We start from the raw sequence: 24,492 nt of genomic DNA on the forward strand, positions 1-24,492 counted from the left end.
ACGCGGTTCTCGCCGGTCTGACCTGGAGAAGCCGCCGTCAGCAGGACGCAGAAGCGGACCAGGAGGTGGCATCATGAGCGCGCGAGCCACGCCGGTCGGAGGGAAGCTTCTCACCCCCACCATGAAGGGGCTGCTGATCCTCGTCGGGATCGCCGCCGTTCTGCTCCTGTGGAGATTCGCGGCGGGCCTGGGCGCGGTGACCGACCTGAGCGACGGCTACCCGTGGGGCCTTTGGATCGCGTTCGACGTGGTGACGGGCACGGCCCTCGGGTGCGGCGGTTACGCCATCGCTCTCCTGGTCTATGCTTTCAACAAGGGCAAGTACCACCCGCTGGTGCGCTCCGCGCTCCTGGCCAGCGCACTCGGCTACACGCTCGGGGCGATCGGCGTGCTGATCGACGTGGGCCGGGTCTGGTGGACGTGGAAGCTCCCGATCTTCTTCTGGACATGGAACCTGAGCTCGATCCAGCTCGAGGTCGCGCTCTGCATCATGCTCTACACGTTCGTGCTCTGGATCGAGCTGTCGCCGGCCTTTCTCGAGCAGTGGGCCAAGGGTGGAGACTCGTTCCTGAAGAGGTTCGCCACGGCGGCCACGCCGAAGGTGCAGAAGGCGATGCCGTGGCTGATCGCGCTGGGCATGCTGCTGCCCACGATGCACCAGTCGAGCCTCGGGAGCATGATCCTGCTGGCGGGCCCCAAGCTGCACCCGCTCTGGTACACGACGTGGATCCCGTTCCTGTTCCTCGTCTCCTGTGTCGGCATGGGCTACGGGGTCACGATCATGGAGACCATGGTCTCGCGCACCGTCTACAAGCGGCCCCGGGAGACCCGCGTGCTCGCGGGCCTGGGCGACGCGATGGTCGTCGTGCTGCTGGCGTACGTGGTCGTGCGGCTGGGAGACGTGATCTGGCAGGGCAAGCTGGCCTACGTCTTCGCGTTCGACGTGTACAGCATCCTGTTCCTCGTCGAGCTCCTGCTCTTCCTCGTGCCGGCGCTCATGCTCATGAACAGGGCGAAGCGCACGGACAGGACGTACCTGTTCCGGGCGTCGCTCATGATCGTGTTCGGAGGGGCCCTGTATCGCTTCTCGGCGTACTGGTTCGCCTTCCGACCGGGTGAGCACTGGAGCTACTTCCCGGCGATTCCGGAGATCCTGATCACCGTCGGTCTCGTCGCGTTCGAGATCGCGGCCTACATAGTGATCATCAAGCGGTTCCCCATTCTGACCGGCGCGCCCCCCGCGGCCGCGAAAGCCTGAGGAGTGAGAGATGGCACGCATCGTCGTTGATCCGATCACCCGTATCGAAGGCCACCTGCGCATCGACGTGGAGGTCGAGGGCGGGTCGGTCCGCAATTCCTGGGCGTCCGGCCAGATGTGGCGAGGCATCGAGACGATCCTCGAGGGGAGGGACCCGCGAGACGCCTGGCTGTTCACACAGCGCTTCTGCGGCGTGTGCACCACCGTTCACGCGATCACTTCGGTCCGAACGATCGAGAACGCGCTGAACATGGAGATCCCTCTCAACGCCCAGTACATCCGCAACATCATCCTGTGCGCCCACGCCATGCACGATCACATCGTGCACTTCTACCATCTTTCGGCGCTCGACTGGGTCGACGTCGTCTCGGCGCTCAGCGCAGATCCCAGGCGGGCCGCACAGATTGCGCAGAGCCTCTCCGACTGGCCGGGCAACAGCGTCCAGGTCATGCAGCAGACGCGGGACCGCGTGCAGGGCATCGTGGAGAGCGGCCAGCTCGGCATCTTCACCAACGGCTACTGGGGACACCCGGCGATGAAGCTGCCGCCCGAGGTGAACCTCCTGGCGGTGGCACACTACCTCCAGGCGCTGGATTATCAGCGGAAGGCCAATCAGATCGTGGCCATTCTGGGGTCCAAGACGCCCAACATCCAGAACCTCGCCGTGGGTGGCGTCGCCAACGCGATCAACCTGGACAACGAGGCCACGCTCAACTTCAACAAGCTCTACGCCATCAAGGACCTGCTGGACGACGTCACCCGCTTCGTCCGTGAGGTCTACATTCCGGACGTGATCGCCATCGGTTCGATGTACCCCGACTGGCTCGGATACGGGGCCGGGGTCAAGAACTACCTGGCCGTCCCCGACCTGCCCCTCGACACGGCCGGCACGGAGTTCGACCTTCCGGGCGGCACGATCATGAACGGGGACATCGGGACGGCGCGGGCGATCACCTCGTTCAAGGACGAGTACTTCCGCGACAACGTCCAGGAGGGCATCGCTCACTCGTGGTACGACGGAGACTGGCAGAAGCATCCGTGGGAAGAGACCACCGACCCGATGTACACGGACTTCCAGGACAACGGGAAGTACTCGTGGGTGAAGTCGCCGCGGTTCGCGAACGAGCCCATGCAGGTCGGGCCGCTCGCCCAGATCCTCGTGGGATACGCCACGGGCCACGAGCTCACCCGGAAGTACGTGGACATGGCCGTCGCGCAGGCCTCCAGCATGGCCGGCGTGCAGCTCGGGCTGCAGCACCTCCACTCGACGCTCGGCCGGCACCTGGCGCGGGCACTCCGGACGGCGATTCTCGCCGAGCTTTCCTACAAGCACTGGGAGCTGCTCGTCGGGAACATCGGCTCCGGCGACACGGACATCTTCAACCCGCCCGAGTTCCCAGCGGGCGAGCAGCGCGGATTCGGATTCCACGAGGCTCCCCGGGGTGCTCTGTCGCACTGGGTGGTGATCGACAGCGGGAGGATCAAGAACTACCAGGCGGTCGTTCCTTCCACCTGGAACGCCGGGCCGCGCGACGCGCAGGGACGCCAGGGACCGTACGAGGCGTCGCTGATGGGGAATCCCGTGGCGGATCCCGAGCTTCCGCTCGAGGTGCTTCGCACGGTCCACTCCTTCGACCCGTGCCTCGCCTGCGCCATCCACACGCTGGATCCGGAGGGCAAGGAGATCGCGAAGGTCAAAGCTCTCTGACCGCCGCGGAGGAGCTCGTCCGGTGGCGGTGACGGTCATGGGCCTCGGCAACGTCCTCCAGCAGGACGACGGGCTGGGGCCCTACGTCATCCAGACCCTGCTGGCCGGCTGGGAGTTCGATGAGACCGTGCAGGTGCTCGACCTGGGGACCCCCGGCCTGCAGCTCAGCCCCTACCTGCAGGGGCAGGACCACCTGATCGTGGTCGACACGGTACGCTCGGATGGAGAGCCGGGTGAGCTGCGACTGTACGACCGGGATCAGCTGCTGAAGCACCCGCCGGCCCAGCGAACGTCCCCCCACGACCCGGGGCTCAAGGAGACGCTGCTGGCTCTCGAGCTCCACGACCTGTCCCCGCGGCACGTCCTCGTCGTGGGGGTAATCCCGGCAGCCACGGAGTACGATCCCCGACTCACGGACCCGGTACGGGAAGCGGTCCCCATGGCCGTGCAGGCCGTCCTCGCGGAGCTCGAGCGACTCGGGGTGCCGGCCACTGCGAGAGACGAGCCTCTCGAGCCCGACATCTGGTGGGAGAAGGGGGCCGCCGGCTGAAGTCGGCTCGTACCGGGGCGAACAGCCCTACCAGCGGTGCACGTACTTCGCGAGGGCCCTCCGTCCTTCGGGGTCCGGCCAGTCCAGGGGCTTCATGCCCGACTCGTAATACGACCGGAGCTCCATCAGTCGAGGGGTGACGTCCGCCACGCTGTCGGGATTCGAGAAATACGCCAGCAGGCCATCCACGTCCCAGTGCTGCCGCGTCCCACGAATCGGCGGCCCCCCGGTGCGCGTGCCCTGAAGGTCGACCCCGTGGCATTCGTCGCACCCCGCGGCGAGGTAGACTCTGCGTCCTTCCCGATTGCACGCGGTCGTCAGGAGCACCAGCAGCACGGATGCGACCAGAAGCAGGGGCTTCATTCGGGATTCCGGTTCGACGTTCAGTGTTCGATCGGGGGCGGGACGTGGGCGAGCCACACCGCCACCAGCACCACGACCAGCATCACGATCATCTCGGCGAGCACCGTGCGGCGCAACCGTCTCCCCCCGTCGCCTTCCAGTTCGGGAAGCACCCGAAGCCGGTGGAAGGCGCCGAAACCGACGAGGATGAGAAGCCCGCCCGACTTGGCGAGCACACCCAGGCCGTAGTCGGTGCTGGCCAGGGTCCCGATCTCGCCCACGAGACGGATCGACTGAATCATCCCGGAGGCGGCGATCAGAAGGACGGCCAGCAGAGCCGAAGACGAGACCGACCGGACCGTCCCGGCCAGCGTCCACCCGCCTGCCTCGACGGAGGGCCGATCGGGGATCGTCACGAGCAGCAGAAGGCCTCCCAGCCAGATCGCGGCGGCACCCAGGTGGAGGGCATTCGCGGGGATCGTCAGCCATGGGGAGAACACGGCCGGGTGCCCGGCCGCCGCGCCGATCAGGACCGCCGCGAGGGCCGCTGCAGCCGCCGGTCGCGGTCGCCTCGCCAGAAGCGCGATCGCCCCGGCCGTCAGCGCGAGCCTCGCAGAATCGACCAGCCCGGTACCGGACCCGAGAGCGGCGCCATAGGCCGAAAGACCCCCGCCTTCCGGTACGACACGGAGGGTCCATGAGACGAGATCGATCAGGCCGAGGGTGAGGGCGAGCCCACCGAAGGCCCGGATCGCTCGCCCGACGCGAGGTTCGGCCACCTGGGGGAGGGATCCGCAGTGCCACAGCAGCCCGGCGAATCCCAGCAGGCAGAAGGTCGCGAGCGCTGCGAGCGCCACGCCGCCGGGGGACGGGCCTCCCGTTTCCGCCTCGATGTCTCGCCCAGTCTCCTCCACGGTTCCGTCGTCCGTCGGCTCGCGTGACGGCGCGTCGGGGACTCCCGCTTCGACCGCCGCCGTATCAGGGGCGAGGCCGGTGCCCACACCGGACAGGCTCGCGAGGACGAAGCGGATCTCTCCCGATACCGGGTGCCCATCCCCGGAGACGGTCTGCCACAGCACCGTGTACCGGCCGGCGGGGAGATCGGGCGCGGCTCCCTGGAGAACCCGGCCGTCGTCCGAGCCGGATTCGACCTCCACGCGCAGCGAATCCCCCTCAGGGGTCAGGACGATGAGGGCGCTCAGGGCCGGGTTGACCGGACCGCTGAACCGCAGCTCCAGGCGCTCCGGCATCCGCGCGAGGGTATCTCCATCCGATGGCACCGAGGACTCCAGGCGCGTGTGCACGAGGTCCGGCGGTCGCCAGGCGCCTGCCGTGAGCGCTGGCGCGAGGCTCGCGATCAGGAAGGCCGCCATCAGCCGTCGGGCGCGCGCGTGGACCGCGCCCGAGCGTGTCAGGAGGGACCTTGCCATCGGGAGATTCCTGCGTGACCGCTCTTCACGAACCCGAGGAGGTCGCGGCGGCGAGGGCCCGCTCGAGCTTCTCCTGCGCCTCGTCGGCCACCCCGCGAATGCCGTCGGCATCCGCGATGTCCATCATCGCGTGCGGGCGGATGAACGCCACCTCCGAGCCCTCTCCCGTTGCTGCCACGACCACGTTGCATGGAAGCATGAGGCCGATGTTGTCGTCCGCCGTCAGCGCCCGGTGGGCCAGCGTGGGGTTGCAGGCCCCCAGGATGACGTAGGGGCGGTAGTCGGCCCCAATCTTCTGCTTGAGCGTCTCGGCGACATCGATCCGGGTCAGGATCCCGAAGCCTTCTTCCCGGAGAGCATCGGTGATCCGCTCGATCGCCTCGTTCAATCCGATACCCTCGAGGGTTCGGTGCATCCCGTATTCGGTGTCCTTCATTCACGTCTCCAGAAGTCGTTCCGGTCGAAAGCTACTCGATCTGCCGCCCTTCATGGTGCGCGCCCGATCTCCGGAGCGCAATCAGGGCGAACCGCGGGCATCCGCCCCGCGCGACTCCCGCCGCCGCGCCCGGCACCGTATCTTTACCTCCATGCGTTTCTTCCGTTCGGTCAGAGTGCCGCTGGTCTTCTATTCCCTGTCGATCGTCGCGTGTGGAGGGACGACGCCTCCCCCGATGACGAGCGTCAGCGAGAACTGGTCGGAACGGGGGGTCGCCTCCTGGTACGGACCCGGTTTCGATGGGAAGCGGACGGCCTCCGGTGAGGTCTACGACATGGAGGAGCTGACGGCGGCCCACAGGCGGCTTCCGTTCGGCACACGCGTCGAGGTGGCGAATCTCGACAACGGCCGGCGCACCGTGGTGCGGATCAACGATCGTGGACCGTTCGTGGACGACCGGATCATCGATGTGTCGCTGGCCGCGGCCCGTGACCTCGACATGCTGGGTCCCGGAACGGCGCGCGTGCGGCTGACGATCGCCCAGATGTCCGCGCTGCTGACGTGCAGCATGGTTCAGGTCGGCGCGTTCTCGGATCCGGCGAATGCGGAGAGGGTCGCCGCGAGCTTCCGGGACCGGGGCCTGCCCGTGATCGTGAGCAGCGGGACCGATGGCCTGAATCGGGTTTCGCTCGGTCCGTACGGTGACCTCGAGCAGGCGGAGCGGGCCCGGGATCGGTACGACGGAATGGTTCGTCCTTGCCAGTGACCCGATCGGCGGCGGCCGCTGAAGGTCGGAGAAACTCGGCCGACCCCGACGGGTATGGATCGAAACCAGCACCAGAGGGGCGGAATCACTCCGGAGGCCAGGCGCCTTCGGGCCGATGGAGGCACGATATGACGCGTGGCCCGTTCGTTTCGAGGGCGTTGCACTTCTTTCTCATCCTGGCCTGCTCGGCGGCCGTCGCACCGGCCGCGGCCGAGGCTCAGTACTTCGGGCGGAACAAGGTACAGTACAAGACCTTCGACACGCGGGTGCTCGAGACCGAGCACTTCGACATTTACTACTACCCCGAGATGGAGGCCATCGTCGGGGAAGCGGCACGGATGTCGGAGCGCTGGTACGCGCGGGTGTCACGGCTCCTCGATCACGAGCTGAAGGGTCGCCAGCCCCTGATCCTGTACGCCAGCCACCCCGACTTCGAACAGACCAATGCCGTGTTCGGCCAGATCGGCGAGTCGACGGGGGGTGTCACCGAGGTGCTGAAGCGGCGAATCGTGCTGCCCCTCGCCGGGACGCTCAACGAATCGGACCACGTGATCGGTCACGAGCTGGTGCACGCCTTCCAGTTCGACATCACGAGCGTCTCGGGAAGCGGAGGAATCGGCTTCCGCGGGCCCACGGCCCTGTTGCTGCCCCTGTGGTTCGTCGAGGGCATGGCGGAGTATCTCTCGGTTGGACCGGTCGACGCGCATACCGCCATGTGGATGCGGGATGCCGCGGCCTGCAGCTGCCGGCTGCCCACCCTCCGCGATCTCACGACCAGGCAGTGGGACTACTTCCCCTATCGATGGGGGCAGGCCTTCTGGGCGTTCGTGGCCGGGAAGTGGGGGGACGAGGCGATCGGCAAGGTCCTGAAGGTCGCCGGGCAGTCCGGGAATCCGGAGCAGGCGCTCGAAGCGGTACTGCAGGTTCCGATCCCGCAGCTCGAGGCGGAATGGCATCAGTCCATCTACGACGCGTACTCCACCGTCGCGGAGGAAGTCCTCGCGGAGCAGGCCGACTTCGCGGTGATCGTTCCGCCGCCGGCGGCGACGGATACGGCGCCGGACCGGGAAGGACCGGGAGGTGCGGGCCCCGGGGAGGCGGTCGATCCGGGCGACATGAAGCAACTGGGCGACCTGGACGATCTTCCGCCGCTGCCGCAGCACGAGGGAGCGGTGCAGCTCGTGTCGAAGCAGACGGGAGGCGGCGGTCTGAACGTGGGCCCGGCGATCAGCCCGGACGGTTCGCGCCTGGTGTTCCTGTCGGAGAAGGACCTGTTCTCCATCGAGATGTTCCTGGCGGATGCCGAGACGGGAAAGGTGATTCGGCGGCTCACCAAGACCGCCGTGGATTCGCACTTCGAGAGCCTGCAGTTCATCAACTCCTCCGGATCCTGGAGCCCGGACAGCCGCTACTTCGCGTTCGGGGTGATCGTGAAGGGGCGTCCCGCCATCTCGATCATCGAGGCGGAGTCCGGCCGGAAGGTCAAGGAAGTGCGGCTGGAGGAGCTGGGCGAGGTCTTCACGCCGACCTTCTCACCGGATGGGAGCCGTCTGGCGTTCGCCGCGATCATCGATGGGTACACCGACCTCTTCGTGCTCGACCTCGAGACGGAGCAGCTCCGTCGTCTGACGAGTGATTTCTACTCCGACCTGCAGCCGGCCTGGTCGCCGGACGGAGCCACGATCGCCTTCGTGACGGATCGCTTCACGACCGACCTGTCGGACCTGAAGTACGGAAACTACCGACTCGGCCTGATCGACCCGGTCTCGGCGGAGATCCAGGCGATGCCCGTGTTCGGCGTCGGAAAGCACATCGACCCGCAGTGGGCCCCGGACGGGCAGAGCCTGTACTTCGTCACGGATGTGAGCGGGATCAGCAACGTGTACCGGTACGAGTTCCAGGGTGGGCAGCTGCACCAGGTGACCGACCTGATCACCGGGGTGAGCGGAATCACGGCGCTCAGTCCGGCGATCTCGGCCGCCGCGGGCACGGACCGTCTCGTCTACACGGCCTTCGAGCGCGGGGACTACAACCTGTACAGGATCGATTCCGAAGAGGTCCTGGAAGGGGAGCCTATCGAGGAGAGAATCGCCGGCGTCAGTCCGGCCGTTCTTCCTCCGCAGGACCGGTCGCCGGGTCTCGTGACCGTCCTGCTCGACGAGCCGGAGCTCGGCCTCGCCGACACGCTCACGTTCGAGCAGGAGGCGTACAAGCCCGGGATCACGCTGGACTACGTGAGCCAGCCGACGCTGGCGGCCGGAGCCGATCGGTACGGCGCGTTCCTCGCGGGCGGGATCCAGCTCTACTTCAGCGACATGCTCGGCAACCGGAACCTGAGCACGCTCTTCAACATCAACACGGCGAACGGGAACCTCCTGCGCAGCTCGGCGGTCATCGTCGGCTACGAGAATCGACGGACGCGCTGGAACTGGAACGTGGAAGCCGGTCAGATTCCATACGTGACGCGACGCTACGGGCTCGCGGTGGACAACGAGCAGGGCGTGTACGTGGAATCGGAGCTGCGGGAGTGGCAGGTCAACCGGATCGCCTCGACCGGAATCAGCTATCCCATCAGTCGGGCCAACCGAGTCGAGCTGGGGGTGGGCTACCAGGGTATCGACTTCTACAACGAGCTCCGCGTCAGCGAGCTCTCGTTCGGCGGCACGGAGCTGAGCCGGGAGACGGAAGAGCTGCCGTCACCGGGGTCCCTGAACATGGCCACCGCCACGGCCGCGCTCGTGTACGACAACACCATCTTCGGCGGCACGGGACCGATTCTCGGGCAGCGGTATCGCTTCGAGGTGTCTCCGCGACTCGGCGACCTCGATTTCTACACGCTGCTGGGCGACTTCCGGAAGTACCTGATGCCGGTGCGTCCCACTACTTTCGCCTTCCGGCTGATGACGTACGGTCGGTATGGGCCCGATTCGCAGGCCACGTGGGGCGACATCCGGAGCGACCCCGTACAGGGGTACGAGAACGTGCCCGTCCTGTCGGAGCTGTACCTCGGTTATCCCTCGATCATTCGGGGGTACAGCGACGGGTCCTTCAGCGCCGAGGAGTGCGCGTCCTCCACGGTCACCTCGTGCGACGTGTTCAACAACCTGTTCGGAACGCGGATCATGACCGCGAACTTCGAGTATCGGATTCCGATGCTCGGGTTCTTCGGCCTGATTCCGTCCGCGGGCGCTCCGCCCCTCGACTTCGCTCCCTTCTTCGACGCGGGCGTGGCCTGGCGAGATGGATCGACTCCGAGGCTCACCTGTGATGGGAGTCCCGATCAGGAGATCATCGTCAACTGCAACGAGATCGTGGCCAGCGTGGGGATCGCCGCGCGACTCAACCTCCTCGGTTTCCTGATCATGGAGCTGGACTTCGTGAACCCGATCAGCCGTCCGGACAAGGGCTGGTTCTTCCAGTTCAGCCTGCTCTCGGCCTTCTAAGGAGAGGACGCGGGCGGGTCGGCCTCGGGCCGGCGCCCGCGTCCCATCCACTCATCCCGGAGGAGCAGCGACGTGAAACTCATCCTCAGGTGGCTCGTCAACGCCGCGGCCCTGTACGCGGCCGTCGCCCTCGTACCCGGCATCGAGGCGAGGGACACCGGCACGATCCTGATCGCGGCGATCGTCATCGGCCTCATCAACGCGACCCTGAAGCCGATCGCGGTTCTGCTGACGTTACCGCTGACCGTGATCACTCTCGGCCTGTTCTACCTCCTGGTGAACGGCGCCATGCTCTACCTGACCGCGGCGCTGACCCCGGGCTTCGAGCTGGCGGGATTCGGCTCGGCCGTGCTGGGCGCGATCGTGGTTTCCATCGTCGGCATGTTGCTCGGCGGCTGGGTCGACAAGAAAGACTGACTTCCGTTTCCGCCGGAGCGCCGGGAGACGATCGCTCCGGTTCGCTTTCTCCCTGGAAGGAGGGCGAGGACTCTCGTGGACTACTTCGGAAGAGATCAACTCAAGGAACTGATTCGCGTGGAGGCGTCTCCCGCCGTGTCGATCTACATGGAGACGCATCGGACGGGGGCCGAGGTCGCCGCGCAGCCGCTCCGCCTGCGTGCCGCGATCGAGCGGGCGAAGGAGATGATGGCGACCGAGAACTCCAGCGGTGACGACCTGCTGGCTCCCATAGAGGCGCTCGTCGGGGACCAGGATTTCTGGCAACACCAGGCGGAGGGCCTGGCCCTGTTCGCGTCGGAGGACTTCGGGCGTCTCTACAGGCTGCCCACCCGAGTACCCAACCTCGTCGTGGTGGGACCTACGTTCCACACCAAGCCGCTGATCGAGTTTCTTCAGGCTCCCGAGCGGTTCTGGGTGCTCTCCGTGGCCCAGAAGGAGGTGCGGCTGTGGGAGGGTACCGCATCCGAGCTCGCGCCGGTCGATCTGTCGGCGGTGCCCACCAGCCTGCAGGAGGCCCTCGGTACGCAGGTGGTCTCGGACCGTCTCAATCTCCGAAGCTCACGGGGACACGGCTCGGCGCCGATCTTCCATGGGCACGGTGCGGGGAAGGATGACACCAAGCAGGAGCTCGAGAAGTTCTTCCGCGCCGTGGACGCAGGGGTGCGGGAACTCCTCGCCGATGAGATCGGTCCGATCATTCTCGCGGCGGTGGACTACTACCACCCGATCTACCGGAGCGTCAGCAAGCTCGAGAACCTGGCCGACGAAGGCATCGTCGGAAACGTCACGGGCTGGGACGAGGGAAGAATTCACGCGGCCGCCTGGCCGATCGCCCGGAAGTCCGTGGACGGCAAGATCGAGAAGGCGATTGATCTCTGGGAAGGCTCGTTCGGCCGCGGCAAGACGGAATCGGACATCAGCACCATCGCCCGCCTGGCGGTCGCCGGCCGCATCCGGCTCCTGCTGACCGAGAAGGGACGTGTGATCTGGGGTCGGATCGACCGCACCTCCGGAGAGATCGAGATCGTCCGCCTCGGAGGAGAGGACCCGCTCGGAGACACGGTGGACCTGCTCGATGAGCTGGCCGAGATGACGATCCGATACGGAGGACGCGCGCTCGTGCTGTCCGGTTCGAGCATGCCCGTGGATACGGGAATCGCTGCCGTGTTGCGCTGAGGCGGGCTGGACGCGGGCCCGCACCGGTCGGCGGGTCCGCCTCCCCATCACGGACGATCAGTAGTAAGGGTTGGCCCCTGCCTCGTGATTCGTGACGTCGACGATGTCCCGCACCTCGGGCACGCTCTCCATGATGATCCTCCGCACCCCCTGCGCGAGGGTGACCGCTGCCATGCCGCACCCCTGGCACCCACCCATCATCTCGAGATACACGACGTCATCCCGGACCTCGATGAGCTTGACGCTGCCACCGTGGCTCGCGATCGCCGGGTTCACCTGTCCCTCGATGACGTGGCGGACACGGTCGGCGATGGGGCCGTCCTTCATCCCCTCGCCGATCGGCACGATGTTGGGATTCTCGACCCTGAACCCGCTTCCCTGCATCGATTCGACCCAGTCGACGGTGGCGCCCTTGAGAAGGTCTACGCTGGACCGGGGGACCACCACTTCGAACGCGCCCTCGTCGTAGACCGCGTCATCCGCCTCCTTCTCCGACTCCTCGATCAGCGCCAGATCGTAGCGCGGTGCGAGCGGGCTGGAGTCGAGAACCTCGATCCGGACCGCCAGGGGCTCGGGCTCGTCTGCGAGGAAGGCCACCACGTGGGCCTTCGCTCCTTCGGTGAAAGTGACCACGTACGCTTTCTCCTTGGCTTCAATCGCCGACAGCGGCGCGCAGAACGAACAGCAGGTTCGCGGGTCGCTCCGCCATGCGACGCATGAAATACGAGTACCACTGGGACCCGTAGGGCAAATAGATCCGCATGTTCAGTCCGTTGTCCACCAGCTGCTTCTGGTAGTCCCGACGCACCCCATACAGCATCTGGAACTCGAACGCGTCGTCCGATATTCCGTTGCGGGCCACGTGTTCCAGGGTAGCGTCGATCATCCGCTCATCGTGAGTGGCGATGGCGGGTGCGGCTCCTCCGTCCAGCAGCATCCTCATCAGCCGGACGAAGTTCGCATCCACCTTCTGCTTCTCCTGGAACGCGACCGATGAGGGCTCGCTGTACGCACCCTTGCACAGGCGAACCGGGGCTCCGATCTCCACCAGCCGCGCGATGTCCGCTTCGCTGCGGTGCAGATAGGACTGGATCACGATGCCGACGTTGCGGTGCTCCTCGAACACTCGATAGAAGACATCGAGCGTCGACTGGGTGTGATCCGAGTCCTCCATGTCGATGCGGACGAAGTTGCCCAGCTCCTCCGCCCTCCGGACGATCCCGAGCAGGTTGCGGTAGCAGAAGTCCACATCGATGTCGAGCCCCAGCTGCGTCAGCTTGAGCGAAATCGTGGTCTTCGCCTCGTGCGCGTCGATCTCCGTCAGGCTCTCGGCGTACTCCGCGGCCGCCAGCTCGGCTTCCGAGCGATCGGAGACGCTCTCGCCGAGCAGATCCAGGGTCACCCGGAAGCCCTGTTCGTTGAGTTCGCGCGCCACGCTCAGCGCCTCCTCGGAGGTGTCTCCGGCCACGAACCGGCCGGACATCTGACGCGCGTACGGAAGCTTGAACAGGACCTTCTTGAGGTCGTCCCGTTCGCTCAGGAAGAGCAATGCGTGCTTGAGCATCAGTCGTCGGTCCTCCCGGGGGCGGCGAAGTCCGCCACGAACGCCTGAAACTCGTCGACTCCGAACAGGGTGATCACGTCCAGCCCCTCGACCTCGATCGCTTCGCGGCCTCCCTCCTGACGGTCTACGGCCGCCAGCACCGCCAGCACGGTGCCGCCTTCCTGGCGAACCGCTTCGCAGGCCTGGAGCGCCGAGCCTCCGGTCGTGATCACATCCTCGACGACGATCACGCGAGCGCCCTGCTCGAAGCAGCCTTCGATGCGCCGACCGGTGCCATGTCTCTTGGGCCTCTTCCGGACGGAGAATGCGTGGACGGGACGACCGCGGCGCCACGTCTCACCCGCGATCGCATAGGCGATCGGGTCCGCACCCATCGTGAGACCGCCGATCAGATCGGGCTCCAAACCCGCGGACTCGATGGCATCCGCCCCGACCTCTCCGAGGAGCACCTGTCCCTCGGCATGCATGGTCGTGGTACGACAGTCGATGTAGAAACGGCTCTGGCGGCCGGAGGCGAGCACGAAGTCTCCCTCCTGGAAGGACCGCTCGACGAAAAGACGGAGAAGTCTCTCACGCGAAGTCATTTCGCTCTCTGTCAGGAAGGGAGTTCCGTATCTCGGTAGGCCTTCTGGGCCTTTCGACACGATGCGGAGCCGCTGCACGTTCCGAACACCTTGACCTGTCTGGTGATCGCGTCGAAGCCTCGCTCCGCGGCGACTTCCGCGATGATACGGTCCAGATCCGGGTGGCTGAATGTGAACACCCCGCCGCACTCGGTGCAGATCAGGTGGTCGTGCTGGGCCGCTCCGACCTGGGTCTCGTAGCGCTTGAAGCCCTCGTCGAAGTCGTGCTCGGTCGCCAGACCGAGATCCACCAGAAGGGCGAGCGTCCTGTAGACGGTCGCTTTTCCCGCATGCTCTCCCCGCTCGCGGAGGGCCGCCGCCACGTCGTCGGCGGACAGGTGCCGGGTGGACTCGAACAGTACCTGTGCGATGGCTTCCCGCTGATGGGTGAAGGGAAGCTCGCGCTCGCGCAGTTCGCCCCTGAGGACCTGCATCATGACGGCGGCGCAGCCGAGTGGCGGTCGGGTGGACACGGTGGTGGAGCGGTTGGGCATGACCGTCCTGCGCGCGGTTTCGGACTCGACACGGATCGGCCGGGAGGGCCGATCCGGACCCCCCTTCGGACGTTCTCAACGGATTGAGAATGTACCGATTCGGTTCACGGTTCTCAATGGTCCCGTTCGGGCGATTCGGGCTCCAGGGCCGCGGATCGAACATCCCCGGAACGGGTACTGTCCGAAGCACCGGAATCGCCCTCGAACCCGTCGTGACGTCCGCTTGCGCGCGGCGATCGAGGACGCATCTTGGCAGGGACAGAAGCCTCCGACGAACCTCACCGGAATCAAGCCATGACCGAGTCTCTCCCGATCCTCCTTTCGATCCTTCGACGCCTCCGTCGCCCCCTCGCGGTGGCCGCCGCATGCGGCCTCGCGCTGGTCTTTGCAGCCTGCGAATCGGCGGATGGCAGCGGGAGTGACGGCGCGCGGGACGCCGCCGCGTCGTCCGAGCAGCAGGCGGGTGAGCCGGCGCCGGCCGGCGGCGGCCGGCTCGTGCGCACGACGAAGATCCGGATCGGCGGAGTGGAGGTGTCGGCCGAGATCGCGGACAATCCGCAGCTCAGGGAGAAGGGCCTGATGGAGCGGGACTCGCTGCCCGAGAACGGAGGCATGCTTTTCGTATACGGTACGGCGGAGGTCCGGTCCTTCTGGATGCGCAACACCCGGATCCCGCTCGACATCGCGTTCATCGACGCGAATGGCGTCATCACGAACGTCGAGCAGATGGAGCCCCAATCCGACCAGAACTACTACTCCCGGGGGCCCATGATGTACGCCCTGGAGATGAACCAGGGCTGGTTCGAGGCGAACGGAGTCGGACCGGGAGACCGACTCGAGTTCTGAGATTCGATCAAAGGCGGGTGCCAGAATGTCACAGTACAGAGAAGAGAAGGACTCGATGGGTCCCGTGCGCATTCCCTCGGAAATGCTGTACGGGGCACAGACCGAGAGGGCACGCCAGAACTTTCCGATCAGCCGGCTTCGTTTCGATCGACGCTTCCTGTACGCCCTCGGGGTGATCAAGAGGGCGGCGGCCGAGGTGAACGAGGAGCTGGGGCTCCTCGATGCCGAGCGCGCCGGAGCCATCAAGCAGGCGGCGCAGGAGGTCATGGACGGAGATCTCGATGACCATTTCGTGCTCGACATCTTCCAGACCGGCTCCGGCACCTCTACCAACATGAACGCCAACGAGGTGATCTCGAACCGCGCCAACGTGATCCTCGGAGGCGAGGTAGGCAGCAAGCAGCCCGTTCACCCGAACGACCACGTGAACATGGGTCAGTCGAGCAACGACGTGATCCCGACGGCCGTACACGTCTCCGCGCTCTTCGCGGTCGAGGGTGAGCTCCTGCCGGCGCTCGCGCACCTGCAGGAGGCCCTGGCGGCGAAGGAAGTCGAGTTCGACGGGGTCTACAAGGCGGGGAGGACGCACCTTCAGGATGCCACCCCGATGCGCCTCGGGCAGGAGTTCAGCGGGTACGCGAGCCAGGTGAAGCACGGGATCGAGAGGGTGGAGAGGGCCCGGGTGTCCCTGCGGGAGCTGGCCATCGGCGGTACCGCGGTGGGGACCGGAATCAACACGCACCCCGAGTTCGGTGCGCGCATGGCCGCCCGGATCAGCTCGATCACGGGGGTGGAGTTCCGCGAGGCCGAGAATCACTTCGAGGCCCAGGCGGCGAGGGACGCGGTGGTCGAGATGAGCGGCATGCTGAAGGTGGTGGCGTGCAGCCTGATGAAGATCGCCAACGACCTCCGCTGGCTCGCGAGCGGGCCGCGGTGCGGCATCGGAGAGCTGAACCTGCCGGAGCTGCAGCCGGGCTCTTCGATCATGCCGGGCAAGGTGAACCCGGTGATGTCCGAGATGCTGACCATGGTGTCGGCGCAGGTGATCGGGAACGACGCGGCCATCACGATCGGGGGCGAGCGCGGAAACTTCGAGCTGAACGTCATGATCCCGGTGATGATTCACAACCTGCTCGAGTCGATCGAGATCCTGTCCACCGGCAGCCGCACGTTTGCCGATCGCTGCGTGTCGGGGATCACGGCGAACGTGGAGCGGTGCGCGCGCTACGCCGAGACCACGGGCTCGCTGTCCACGGCGCTGGCGCCGGAGATCGGTTATGATCGCGCCGCGGAGGTGGCGAAGAAGTCGCTCAAGGAGGACAAGACGCTGCGCGAGGTCGTGCGCGAGATGGATCTCATGGGGGACGAGGAGCTGGCCGGCATCATCGATTTCGCGAAGATGACGGCTCCGAACGTGAGCTGAGCGGCCCGGCCGCCCCGCGACGTCCGACGGCGAGCGTCGCGGGGAGGTCCGATCGCGGGAGGCGCGCGTGTTCGATCCGAAGAACCGGGTTCACTGGGTGGCGGCGATCGTGATCGCCATCCTCCTGATCCTCATTTTCGGAGTGTCGTCGGGTGGGGCGCAGGAGCGTGTCGCACCGGCGGAGCCCTACGACGTGCGTCAGAATCCCTGCGGCGCGCCCGCCTACTTCCCGCGTGATTCGGAGCCCCGGTTGCGGGATCGGCAGGCTCTCTCGGAGCACCTGATCGCCTTGCAAGAGGAAGAACGGCCGGAAGCGGGAGGACGGGTGCTTCTATGGGTGTGCGTTGTAGAGACCGGTCACGTGGGTGCCATCACCACCCATACGAGCTCCGGGGATCCCGTTCTGGATTCGATCGGCTTGCGCGTCATGGCGGAGGCGAGGTTCACTCCGGCCTCGAGCGATGGCAGGCCTGCCACGGTGTGGATCGCTCAGCCCGTCGACTTCGTGCCGCGTCCCGAGGCGATTAAGCTCTAATCCTCTCCCAGCAGCAGCCCTCGCGTCGGCAGCAGCCGCTCGGCCTGGGCGGCCGAGATCCGATAGGCCAGCGGGTCGTCCGCCCGACGCACGAGAAACTCCGGTGCGTCCGGAGCCGTGAGGAAGAGCAGGGACACGGCGGGCACCGCACCGGGCCCGTCCGCGTCGAACAGGTCCAGGCTCGCCACCGCCCGGCTGAAGTCGGCGGCGAAGGCGATCGAATCGGTGGGGAATCCGCTGGCCTCCAGACGGCTCGCCTCCCCCATCAGCCCGGCCACGGCCGCCGAGTCGACGGCCTGACCGTCGATCTGCCAGGCGGACTCAACCGCGCCGCTTGGCGCGGTCCTCTCGAGGATGGTGGGCTCCGGCTGATCGTCCCGCCGCACGACCACGCGGATCAACGCTCCGGTGTCGGCTTCTGCCACCACCCGGCTCCTCCAGTCCTCGAGGGACCGTTCCAGCAGGCGGACGGAGGAGGAGGGGACGGCATAGACCTCCTCGGACGGAGGGAAACGTACGAATCGTCCATCTGCACCTGCCTTACCGAGGAGAAACGACAGCGTCGGGTCCTCCGCCGGCCCGATGTCGACCCGCCTGGCCAATTCGTCCGTGATTCCGAGGCGCTCATGGGTGGAGGCACTACGTGCCACCAGCCTGCCGACACGGGCGGAGTCGAGCCCGGCCTGCAGACGCCGCACCATGGACGTGTCCGCGGGATAGCCGTTGACCGTCCAGGCGCCGTCCAAGGCTTCGATCCGAAGCGAGTCTGCGTCCCCCGGACCGAGGACACGAACGAGATCCCCGCCGGCCCTGGCGGCATCGGGGATGCGTTCGTCATCCGGTGCACCTCCCCCTCCGGATCCCCAGCGGGTCACGCCGTAGACGGCGACGAGGGCGACCAGGATCAGGAAGATCGCCTTGAGGTGCTTCGACTTCACGACTTCGCCCCCCCGTCCTCCGGAGTTCGGCCCGTCCGAGCGTAGGTCATTCCCTGGAGTCTCCGCCTTCGGGCGAGTCGGAAGGCTCCGACCAGAACGAACAGCAGGGGTATGCCGATCAGGTTACCGTACTTGGCCGCGTCCCGGACCCTTTCCGATGCGTACAGCAACGGTGGGGCTCCCCTGAGCTTGGACCGAATGCGGATCAGGGACTCATCCTGCGCCAGCCAGTCCACCGCGTTCGTCAGGAACAGGATGTTGCTGCCTTCGCCTCCGACGAAGCGATTCGAGGCGAGGTCGGCGTCTCCCACGAGCACCAGCCTACCGCCGGAGGCCCCCTCCTCTCCGCCCATCGACCGGGGCAGTATGGCCGCCGCCATCGGCTGCGGCCTGAGGTCCGCGGCCACGGAGCTCCAGTCGAACTGCGGGTTGAGCGGGTGTGGGCCCGTCAGGTGCTGGCCGAACTCGGTCGTCGCCAGCAGCGGCGTCACGGTCGACGTGTCCGCTGCTGAAAGATCGAGCGGGCTGGCCCAGGGAAGAAGCACACCGCTGAGCCCCTCGACGATCGCATTCGAGCTCGCCGGTACCACGATCGGCCACAGGGGATAGGGCACCACGTAGGCAACCCCCGATCCGGAAGAAAGCGTCACCCGACCGCTGGACCGGTGATCGATCACCATGCCCTCGGGGACCTGGACTCCATACTCGGCGAGAAGGGAATCCAGCACGGGGTGAGCCTGCGGGTTCGGGAACGCCTGGGTCTCATCGATGGTGAGCGGCTGCACCATCAGGAACATGTTCCCGCCTCGGGCGAGGAAATCGCGCAGACGGTCTCCCTCGGCTTCCGAAAGAGGCGACTCCGGCCCCTGCACGACGAGTACGCGGACGGAATCAGGAACCGGCGCCTCTCCCCCGGCGAGATCCACGGACATCACCTGGTAGTTCTGACGGAGCGTCTCCGCGAAGGTGGACGCCGCACCGGAGATCCCTGCCTCGCCGTGGCCGGTGAGGAATCCCACGGTGGAGCGCGAGGGATCCGTGAGGGCCAGGATGGCGCTCGTCAGCCGGTATTCGAGGTCGTCGGTCTGCCGGATGAAAGGCACGTTGGCGCTCTGATCGGCGTACTGTATCGCGAGGCCCAGATATCCCTGCCGGACCTGGAACTCCTCCTGTCCGAGCACGTTGAACTGGATCGCCGGAATGCCCATGCGCTCGGCCTCCGCCTGGCCCTCCGGATCGGTGGCCGAGGGCGCGTAGCGCAACAGCTGCAGGTTGTCCCCGGCCGCCGACTCGTAGTCGCCCAGGAGGTCCTCGACGTCGCGCTTCACGAGCTCCACCTGCGGCGGAAGCTCCCTGGAAGCGAAGAACTTGAGGGTGACCACGTCCTCCAGCTCGCCCAGCACCTCCCTCGTCGTGGAAGACAGCGTGTAGGCCTTGCCGGGCGTCAGGTCGAGGCGCCCGCGGATGTGCCGTCCGAGCAGGTTGAGCACGACACAGATCAGGAGGATGCCGAGGGTCCCGATTCGGAGGGTCCGCCAGGCGCTCCCCTTCAGATTCAACCGGCCCCGCTCGATCATCATGTACGCGAGTCCGAGAAAGGCGGCCGTGAAGGACAGGAAGTACACGATGTCGCGAAGGTCGAAAACGCCCCGCGTGATCGCGGCGAAATGGGTCAGAAGACCGAGTCGGGTCGCCGCCGCCGCCAGCACGGGCGGTAGGCCGATCAGCACCACGTTCAGGGTCATCGCCATGAGGATGAAGATCGTGGCGAGGGAAACGATGAACGCGGTGATCTGGTTCCGGGTGAGCGAGGACGCCCACAGGCCGATCGCCGTGAGGGCCGACGTGAGAAGCAGGGCGCCGACATACTGGGCGACCATGACGCCGAAGTAGGGGGCGCCCCCCAGCCTCAAACCGATGGCCGCCCCGAATGTCCCCACCAGGGCCACGGCCATGAACCCCATGACGCCGATGAACTTGCCGAGCAGAAACTCGAGTCCCGTCACCGGCTGGGAGAGCACCAGCTCCAGGGTGCCGCGCGACCTTTCCTCGGCCAATGTCCGCATCGTTACTGCGGGTACGAAGAAGAGGAGCAGCCACGGCATCAGCTCGAACATGGGACGGAGCGTGGCCTCGGCGGTCACGAATACGGTGCGGAAGAAGAAGAAGAAGTTGGCGACCAGGAACACGACCAGGAGGATGTAGGCCGTGGCCTGGTCGAAGAAGCTGCGAAACTCCCGGCCCGCGATGGTGGATACGTTCCGGATCATGAGGCCGACTCCGTCATGTCGCGGAAGAACTGCTCCAGGTCCTCCTCCTGCTTCCGCATCTCCCACAGGGTCCAGTCACGGTCCCGGGCGAGGCCGAAGATCGCCGGGCGCGGGTCCGCCCCCTCGCTTCCCACCACGAGGAAGGCAGGTCGGTCGCCGCCTTCGATGCCCGATACGCGGGCCACCGGGGGAAGGGATTCCAGGCCCTCCCGGATCGGTTTCTCGGGCCCCTCGATCTCGACGACCACGCGCGTGCCGCCCGCTTCTCCGGAGAGCAGGGTGGACACGCCCCCGTCCGCGATGATCCGCCCCCGGTGTATGATGAGCAGGCGGTCGCAGACCGCCTGTACTTCCTGCATCACGTGAGTGCTCAGCAGCACGGTGTGGTCCCGCCCCAGCCGGGTGATCAGGCGGCGGATCTCGACCCGCTGGTTCGGGTCCAGGCCCTCGGTCGGCTCATCCAGGATGAGGATGTCCGGTTCCGAGAGGATCGCTTGCGCGAGACCGACGCGCTGCCGGTATCCCTTCGACAGATGGCCGATCGGCCGGTAGTAGACGTCACCGATTCCCGTCTGCTCCACCGCCGGATCGATCCGGTCGGGGATGCTCAGCGGGTCGATCCCGCGGAGCCGTGCCACGAAGGTCAGAAACTCGCCGACCAGCATATCCTGGTACAGGGGATTGGCCTCCGGCAGATACCCGATGCGGCGCTTCGCTTCGGTCGAGTCCTCCCGGACGGGGCGGCCGTCGATCTCGATGGAGCCCGCATCCGGCTCCAGGGCTCCCGTGATGAGGCGCATCGTCGTGGTCTTGCCCGCTCCGTTCGGACCGAGGAAGCCGACGACCTCACCACGATCGATCGAGAAGGACACGCCGTCCACGGCGTGCACCTCGGCGAAGCTCTTGGACACGTCCTCAAGACGAACCAGCGACATTCCTCGACCTCTGATGGGGTTGGCGGTGGGCCAAAGTAGTGGAGCGTGCATGCCTGTCAATCGAATCTCCAAAGCACGTTCGTCCGGCGGCAGCCGAAACTTGCCCGTACGCCTCGCGAAAGCGACCTTGACGTGCTCTACGGGCCGGGTGTCCGGCTCCTGATCCGGGATCGCGAGCAGCGCCGAGATAAGGAATCGAAATCGATGCGAATACTCGTCGGGACGAAGGGAGGGCTGTACGTCGTGCGGTGGGTGCATGGCGAGCGTGCCGCCCAGGTGGAGGAGAGTCATTTCGAGGGCGATGACGTCCGTTCGATCGTTCCTGCGGGCCGCCGGTTCTATGCCGCGGTGAGCGGTCACGGGGTGTGGCGAAGCGATGATCAGGGCCACACGTGGCAACAGATGACGGGGTCCCTCGACGGCCACACCATCCGGTCCCTCGCCGTGTCTCCGCGCGAGCCCGAGCTGCTGTACGCCGGCACGCGCCCGGCCGCCCTGCACGTCTCCAGCGACGGCGGTGCGACCTGGGAGGAGATGACGGAGTTCCGTGTGCTCGGTGTGCGGGAGGGCTGGAAGGACTCGGGCGACGGCGCCGCACGGGTCGATACGATCGCGGCCGATCCGCACGATTCCAGGAGGCTGTACGCCGGGGTCGAGATCGGAGGCGCCTATCGAAGCGACGATGGCGGCCGCACGTGGACCGGCTGCAACGAGGGCCTTTTCGACGACGTCCACTTCCTGATGGCCGACCCGCTGGACTCATCGAGGGTGTATGCCGCCACCGGCGGAGGCTTCCACATCAGCCGGGATCGCGGCCGGAAGTGGGAACCGCACGCCGGGGAGGTGGGGACGGCTTACTGCACCCGGCTGGACGCGGAGTTCGAGCGAGGTGCGCGCGATTCCGTGCTCGTTCTGGCCACGGCGGCGGGACCTCCCGCGACCTGGGAAGGGTCCCGCGGCAATGCCAAGGCGCGCCTTCTCGTGAGCCGTGATTCGGGAGAGACGTGGGCAGCGTTCAAGACGTCGACGATGGGAGAAAAAGGGGCCTTCACGGCCCTGGCCACCGATCGAACGACCCGTCAGTCCGGCTTCGTGGGAACGAGCACGGGACGGCTCTACTACGGAAACGCGGTCCTCGGACGATGGACGAAGATCCTGTACGGGCTGCCGAGAGTTCAGGTTCTCAGGGTTCTGTAGGCGGTCCGGGACTCGCGCAGCCGAGTCGCAGGACCAGGACGATGCGAAGCTGTCCGCGGAGGTACACCCCGCGGCTGCCATGCCGGGTGAGGCGACCTGACCGGTCCCCGGCGGGCGATATCGATGGAGTGATTCCGATGATGGTTCCGAGATTGGTCACCAGGGCGGCCCTCCTGACGGTCGCCGCGACGTCGTGGTCGCTTTCGATGGCACCGCACGCGCCGGCTCAGCAGGGGCTCACGGTCGAGAGCATCTTCGGCACGGGGGAGTTCCGGGGAAGCGGCGTATCGATCCGGTGGATGCCCGACGGTCTTCATTGGTCCGAGGTGGCACCGGACTCCGCGGGCCACGACGAGCTCTGGCAGATCGAGGCGCGAACGGGGGGACGGGAGAAGCTGATCTCCGCGGCCGAGCTCGAGGTCCCGGACGCGGACGAGCCGATCGCCATCGAAGGCTACGAGTTTTCCCGGGACGGCCGGCGCCTGTTGATCTTCACCGAGAGCCAGCAGGTGTGGCGGGCGCGCACCAAGGGCCGCTACTACGTGTTCGACTTTCCGACCCGCCGACTGATGCCCGTGAGCGAGGCCGAAGGGTGGCAGATGTTCGCCAAGTTCTCGCCCGATGCGCGCCAGGTCGCTTTCGTTCGAGACCGTGATCTCTTCGTCACGGACCTGGCCGCCGGGACGGAGCGCAGGCTCACGTTCGACGGAAGCGACACGATCATCAACGGGACCACGGACTGGGTCTACGAGGAAGAGCTCGATCTCCGTGACGCCTTTCGCTGGAGCCCCGATGGCTCGAGGATCGCGTTCTGGCGCTTCGACGAGAGCCCCGTGCGCACCTACTGGCTGGTGGACTGGATGCCGCTCTATCCGGAGCTCGATGGCGTCCGGTATCCGAAGGCCGGTGAGGCCAATTCCACGGTCCAGGTCGGGTCCATCGAGCTGGCCTCGGGCGAGACCACCTGGTTCGATGTGGGGGTGGCGGAGGACTTCTACATCCCTCGAATGGAGTGGGCCGCCTCCTCGGGTGAGGTCATCATCCAACGCCTCAACCGTCACCAGAATCAGCTCGACCTGCTGCTGGGAGATGCCGGTACCGGGGCGGTCTCGCTGCTGTTCTCGGAGCGGGATGAGGCATGGCTCGACGCCGGAGACGACCTGCACTGGATCGACGGGGGGACGAGCTTCACCTGGACCAGCGACCGGGACGGGTTCACGCACGTGTATCTCTACGACCGGAGCGGTCGGATGGTGCGCCAGCTGACCCGGGGCCAGTGGGACGTGACGGCGTTTCACGGCGTCGACGAGGCCAGCGGCCGCATCTTCTTCACCGCGGCCTCCGAGAGTCCCACGACCCGATCGGTCTATGCCGCGCCGCTGGAAGGCGGCGACAGGGTCCGCATCGCCGGCGGTCGGGGAACGCACGTGGCTCGCTTCAGTCCGAGCTTCAGCCTGTTCGCGGACACGTACTCGTCGATCGGCAGCCCCCCGGTGACGAGTCTGCGCCAGACGTCCGACGGAGCCGAGATCCGGATTCTGGCCGACAACGCGGAACTGGCCGGCAAGCTCGAGGCGCTGGACCTGCGGGAGCCCGAGTTCTTCACGTTGGAGGCGGATGATGGATCGACGCTCAACGCGTGGATCATCAAGCCCCGGGACTTCGACCCGGGCCGCAGCTATCCCCTCCTCCTCTACGTGTACGGAGGACCGGGTTCACAGACGGTGCGCGATGCGTGGGGCGGCGCGCGCTACCTGTGGCACCAGATGCTGGTGCAGGACGGCATCCTCGTCGCCAGCGTCGACAACCGGGGCACCGGGGCTCGCGGCCGGGAGTTCAAGAAACAGGTCTACATGCGGCTCGGTCAGCTGGAGACGGCCGACCAGCTCGCCGCGATCCGGGAGCTGGGTGAACTGCCCTACGTGGACCGGTCACGGATCGGAATCTGGGGATGGAGCTACGGCGGCTACATGGCGCTGATGACCGCGCTGCTCGGCGAGGACCGCGTCGCCGCTGCCATCGCCGGTGCGCCGGTGACCTCCTGGGAGCTGTACGATACGATCTATACCGAGCGGTTCATGCGGACGCCGGAGGAGAAC

22 protein-coding genes are annotated in these 24,492 nt (G+C 66.6%); 12 read left to right on the top strand and 10 right to left on the bottom strand.

What is annotated here, in order from left to right; translation table 11 throughout:
* The first annotated feature begins 73 nt into the window (after positions 1 to 73).
* Genes AC36XV_RS12510 through AC36XV_RS12520 form a run of 3 tightly spaced genes read left to right on the top strand, consistent with a single transcriptional unit; the run spans position 74 to position 3,516 of the window.
* A complete protein-coding gene (locus tag AC36XV_RS12510) occupies positions 74 to 1,258 on the top strand; it encodes a polysulfide reductase NrfD family protein (protein ID WP_492204018.1) in 1,185 nt (394 codons plus the stop codon).
* A gap of 10 nt (positions 1,259 to 1,268) precedes the next feature.
* Positions 1,269 to 2,966, top strand: coding sequence for a nickel-dependent hydrogenase large subunit (locus tag AC36XV_RS12515; RefSeq protein WP_492204019.1), 1,698 nt, complete (start codon positions 1,269 to 1,271; stop codon positions 2,964 to 2,966).
* Between the two features lie 22 nt (positions 2,967 to 2,988).
* Complete coding sequence (locus AC36XV_RS12520) at positions 2,989 to 3,516, top strand: HyaD/HybD family hydrogenase maturation endopeptidase (protein ID WP_492204020.1); 528 nt, start codon at positions 2,989 to 2,991, stop codon at positions 3,514 to 3,516.
* A 27-nt stretch (positions 3,517 to 3,543) separates the two neighbouring features.
* Here the strand turns inward: AC36XV_RS12520 and AC36XV_RS12525 are convergent, their stop codons facing one another.
* Genes AC36XV_RS12525 through AC36XV_RS12535 form a run of 3 tightly spaced genes read right to left on the bottom strand, consistent with a single transcriptional unit; the run spans position 3,544 to position 5,724 of the window.
* Positions 3,544 to 3,879 (bottom strand): c-type cytochrome, encoded by a 336-nt coding sequence (locus AC36XV_RS12525; protein WP_492204021.1) that lies wholly within the window; start codon positions 3,877 to 3,879, stop codon positions 3,544 to 3,546.
* Between the two features lie 20 nt (positions 3,880 to 3,899).
* Positions 3,900 to 5,288: a copper resistance CopC/CopD family protein gene (locus AC36XV_RS12530; RefSeq protein ID WP_492204022.1), complete on the bottom strand. Its 1,389-nt coding sequence runs from the start codon at positions 5,286 to 5,288 to the stop codon at positions 3,900 to 3,902.
* 25 nt (positions 5,289 to 5,313) lie between these two features.
* Positions 5,314 to 5,724 (bottom strand): DUF302 domain-containing protein, encoded by a 411-nt coding sequence (locus tag AC36XV_RS12535; protein ID WP_492204023.1) that lies wholly within the window; start codon positions 5,722 to 5,724, stop codon positions 5,314 to 5,316.
* A gap of 235 nt (positions 5,725 to 5,959) precedes the next feature.
* Between AC36XV_RS12535 and AC36XV_RS12540 the strand changes: the two genes are divergently transcribed.
* From AC36XV_RS12540 to AC36XV_RS12555, 4 genes are all read left to right on the top strand, one after another.
* Complete coding sequence (locus tag AC36XV_RS12540; RefSeq protein WP_492204024.1) at positions 5,960 to 6,490, top strand: septal ring lytic transglycosylase RlpA family protein; 531 nt, start codon at positions 5,960 to 5,962, stop codon at positions 6,488 to 6,490.
* A 128-nt stretch (positions 6,491 to 6,618) separates the two neighbouring features.
* On the top strand, positions 6,619 to 9,933 hold the full coding sequence (locus tag AC36XV_RS12545) for a BamA/TamA family outer membrane protein (RefSeq protein WP_492204025.1): 3,315 nt from the start codon (positions 6,619 to 6,621) through the stop codon (positions 9,931 to 9,933).
* Positions 9,934 to 10,005: 72 nt separating this feature from the next.
* Positions 10,006 to 10,350 (top strand): phage holin family protein, encoded by a 345-nt coding sequence (locus AC36XV_RS12550; RefSeq protein ID WP_492204026.1) that lies wholly within the window; start codon positions 10,006 to 10,008, stop codon positions 10,348 to 10,350.
* Between the two features lie 75 nt (positions 10,351 to 10,425).
* The gene (locus AC36XV_RS12555) at positions 10,426 to 11,568 is read left to right on the top strand and encodes a baeRF3 domain-containing protein (RefSeq protein WP_492204027.1); all 1,143 of its coding nucleotides are present in this window, start codon (positions 10,426 to 10,428) and stop codon (positions 11,566 to 11,568) included.
* Between the two features lie 57 nt (positions 11,569 to 11,625).
* Here the strand turns inward: AC36XV_RS12555 and AC36XV_RS12560 are convergent, their stop codons facing one another.
* Genes AC36XV_RS12560 through AC36XV_RS12575 form a run of 4 tightly spaced genes read right to left on the bottom strand, consistent with a single transcriptional unit; the run spans position 11,626 to position 14,249 of the window.
* Positions 11,626 to 12,201, bottom strand: coding sequence for a NifU family protein (locus AC36XV_RS12560; protein ID WP_492204028.1), 576 nt, complete (start codon positions 12,199 to 12,201; stop codon positions 11,626 to 11,628).
* Between the two features lie 19 nt (positions 12,202 to 12,220).
* Positions 12,221 to 13,132 carry a proline dehydrogenase family protein gene (locus AC36XV_RS12565; RefSeq protein WP_492204029.1) on the bottom strand — a complete coding sequence of 304 codons (912 nt, stop codon included), beginning with the start codon at positions 13,130 to 13,132 and terminating at the stop codon, positions 12,221 to 12,223.
* Entirely contained in the window at positions 13,132 to 13,716 is a 585-nt protein-coding gene (pyrE, locus tag AC36XV_RS12570; protein ID WP_492204030.1) for an orotate phosphoribosyltransferase, read from the bottom strand. The genes AC36XV_RS12565 and pyrE overlap by 1 nt, the downstream gene beginning before the upstream one ends.
* Positions 13,717 to 13,727: 11 nt before the next feature.
* Positions 13,728 to 14,249 (bottom strand): Fur family transcriptional regulator, encoded by a 522-nt coding sequence (locus tag AC36XV_RS12575; RefSeq protein ID WP_492204031.1) that lies wholly within the window; start codon positions 14,247 to 14,249, stop codon positions 13,728 to 13,730.
* Positions 14,250 to 14,543: 294 nt separating this feature from the next.
* On the opposite strand from AC36XV_RS12575, the gene AC36XV_RS12580 reads away from it, so the two are divergent.
* The 3 genes from AC36XV_RS12580 to AC36XV_RS12590 all read left to right on the top strand — a co-directional run bounded on the left by AC36XV_RS12580 (position 14,544) and on the right by AC36XV_RS12590 (position 17,053).
* On the top strand, positions 14,544 to 15,095 hold the full coding sequence (locus tag AC36XV_RS12580; RefSeq protein WP_492204032.1) for a DUF192 domain-containing protein: 552 nt from the start codon (positions 14,544 to 14,546) through the stop codon (positions 15,093 to 15,095).
* A 25-nt stretch (positions 15,096 to 15,120) separates the two neighbouring features.
* Complete coding sequence (locus AC36XV_RS12585; RefSeq protein WP_492204033.1) at positions 15,121 to 16,518, top strand: class II fumarate hydratase; 1,398 nt, start codon at positions 15,121 to 15,123, stop codon at positions 16,516 to 16,518.
* Between the two features lie 67 nt (positions 16,519 to 16,585).
* Positions 16,586 to 17,053: a TonB family protein gene (locus AC36XV_RS12590; RefSeq protein WP_492204034.1), complete on the top strand. Its 468-nt coding sequence runs from the start codon at positions 16,586 to 16,588 to the stop codon at positions 17,051 to 17,053.
* Here the strand turns inward: AC36XV_RS12590 and AC36XV_RS12595 are convergent.
* Genes AC36XV_RS12595 through AC36XV_RS12605 form a run of 3 tightly spaced genes read right to left on the bottom strand, consistent with a single transcriptional unit; the run spans position 17,050 to position 21,196 of the window.
* On the bottom strand, positions 17,050 to 17,991 hold the full coding sequence (locus AC36XV_RS12595; protein ID WP_492204035.1) for a DUF4340 domain-containing protein: 942 nt from the start codon (positions 17,989 to 17,991) through the stop codon (positions 17,050 to 17,052). The two genes, AC36XV_RS12590 and AC36XV_RS12595, sit on opposite strands and share 4 nt — an antisense overlap.
* A complete protein-coding gene (locus tag AC36XV_RS12600) occupies positions 17,988 to 20,261 on the bottom strand; it encodes a Gldg family protein (RefSeq protein ID WP_492204036.1) in 2,274 nt (757 codons plus the stop codon). The genes AC36XV_RS12595 and AC36XV_RS12600 overlap by 4 nt, the downstream gene beginning before the upstream one ends.
* Positions 20,258 to 21,196: an ATP-binding cassette domain-containing protein gene (locus AC36XV_RS12605; RefSeq protein WP_492204037.1), complete on the bottom strand. Its 939-nt coding sequence runs from the start codon at positions 21,194 to 21,196 to the stop codon at positions 20,258 to 20,260. The genes AC36XV_RS12600 and AC36XV_RS12605 overlap by 4 nt, the downstream gene beginning before the upstream one ends.
* A 204-nt stretch (positions 21,197 to 21,400) precedes the next feature.
* Here AC36XV_RS12605 and AC36XV_RS12610 point away from each other — a divergent pair, with 204 nt between their 5' ends.
* A complete protein-coding gene (locus tag AC36XV_RS12610; protein ID WP_492204038.1) occupies positions 21,401 to 22,393 on the top strand; it encodes a WD40/YVTN/BNR-like repeat-containing protein in 993 nt (330 codons plus the stop codon).
* Between the two features lie 137 nt (positions 22,394 to 22,530).
* A partial coding sequence (locus AC36XV_RS12615) for a S9 family peptidase (protein ID WP_492204039.1) occupies positions 22,531 to 24,492 on the top strand: 1,962 nt, incomplete at its 3' end.

This window comes from Candidatus Benthicola sp. (assembly GCF_058719085.1).

Bases quoted from the DNA above. Each gene is read 5' to 3' on its own strand.
- AC36XV_RS12510 (WP_492204018.1), top strand. From the start codon at position 74: ATGAGCGCGCGAGCCACGCCGGTCGGAGGGAAGCTTCTCACCCCCACC.
- AC36XV_RS12515 (WP_492204019.1), top strand. From the start codon at position 1,269: ATGGCACGCATCGTCGTTGATCCGATCACCCGTATCGAAGGCCACCTG.
- AC36XV_RS12525 (WP_492204021.1), bottom strand. From the start codon at position 3,879: ATGAAGCCCCTGCTTCTGGTCGCATCCGTGCTGCTGGTGCTCCTGACG.
- AC36XV_RS12530 (WP_492204022.1), bottom strand. From the start codon at position 5,288: ATGGCAAGGTCCCTCCTGACACGCTCGGGCGCGGTCCACGCGCGCGCC.
- AC36XV_RS12535 (WP_492204023.1), bottom strand. From the start codon at position 5,724: ATGAAGGACACCGAATACGGGATGCACCGAACCCTCGAGGGTATCGGA.
- AC36XV_RS12540 (WP_492204024.1), top strand. From the start codon at position 5,960: ATGACGAGCGTCAGCGAGAACTGGTCGGAACGGGGGGTCGCCTCCTGG.
- AC36XV_RS12545 (WP_492204025.1), top strand. From the start codon at position 6,619: ATGACGCGTGGCCCGTTCGTTTCGAGGGCGTTGCACTTCTTTCTCATC.
- AC36XV_RS12565 (WP_492204029.1), bottom strand. From the start codon at position 13,132: ATGCTCAAGCACGCATTGCTCTTCCTGAGCGAACGGGACGACCTCAAG.
- pyrE (WP_492204030.1), bottom strand. From the start codon at position 13,716: ATGACTTCGCGTGAGAGACTTCTCCGTCTTTTCGTCGAGCGGTCCTTC.
- AC36XV_RS12575 (WP_492204031.1), bottom strand. From the start codon at position 14,249: ATGCCCAACCGCTCCACCACCGTGTCCACCCGACCGCCACTCGGCTGC.
- AC36XV_RS12580 (WP_492204032.1), top strand. From the start codon at position 14,544: ATGACCGAGTCTCTCCCGATCCTCCTTTCGATCCTTCGACGCCTCCGT.
- AC36XV_RS12585 (WP_492204033.1), top strand. From the start codon at position 15,121: ATGTCACAGTACAGAGAAGAGAAGGACTCGATGGGTCCCGTGCGCATT.
- AC36XV_RS12600 (WP_492204036.1), bottom strand. From the start codon at position 20,261: ATGATCCGGAACGTATCCACCATCGCGGGCCGGGAGTTTCGCAGCTTC.
- AC36XV_RS12605 (WP_492204037.1), bottom strand. From the start codon at position 21,196: ATGTCGCTGGTTCGTCTTGAGGACGTGTCCAAGAGCTTCGCCGAGGTG.
- AC36XV_RS12610 (WP_492204038.1), top strand. From the start codon at position 21,401: ATGCGAATACTCGTCGGGACGAAGGGAGGGCTGTACGTCGTGCGGTGG.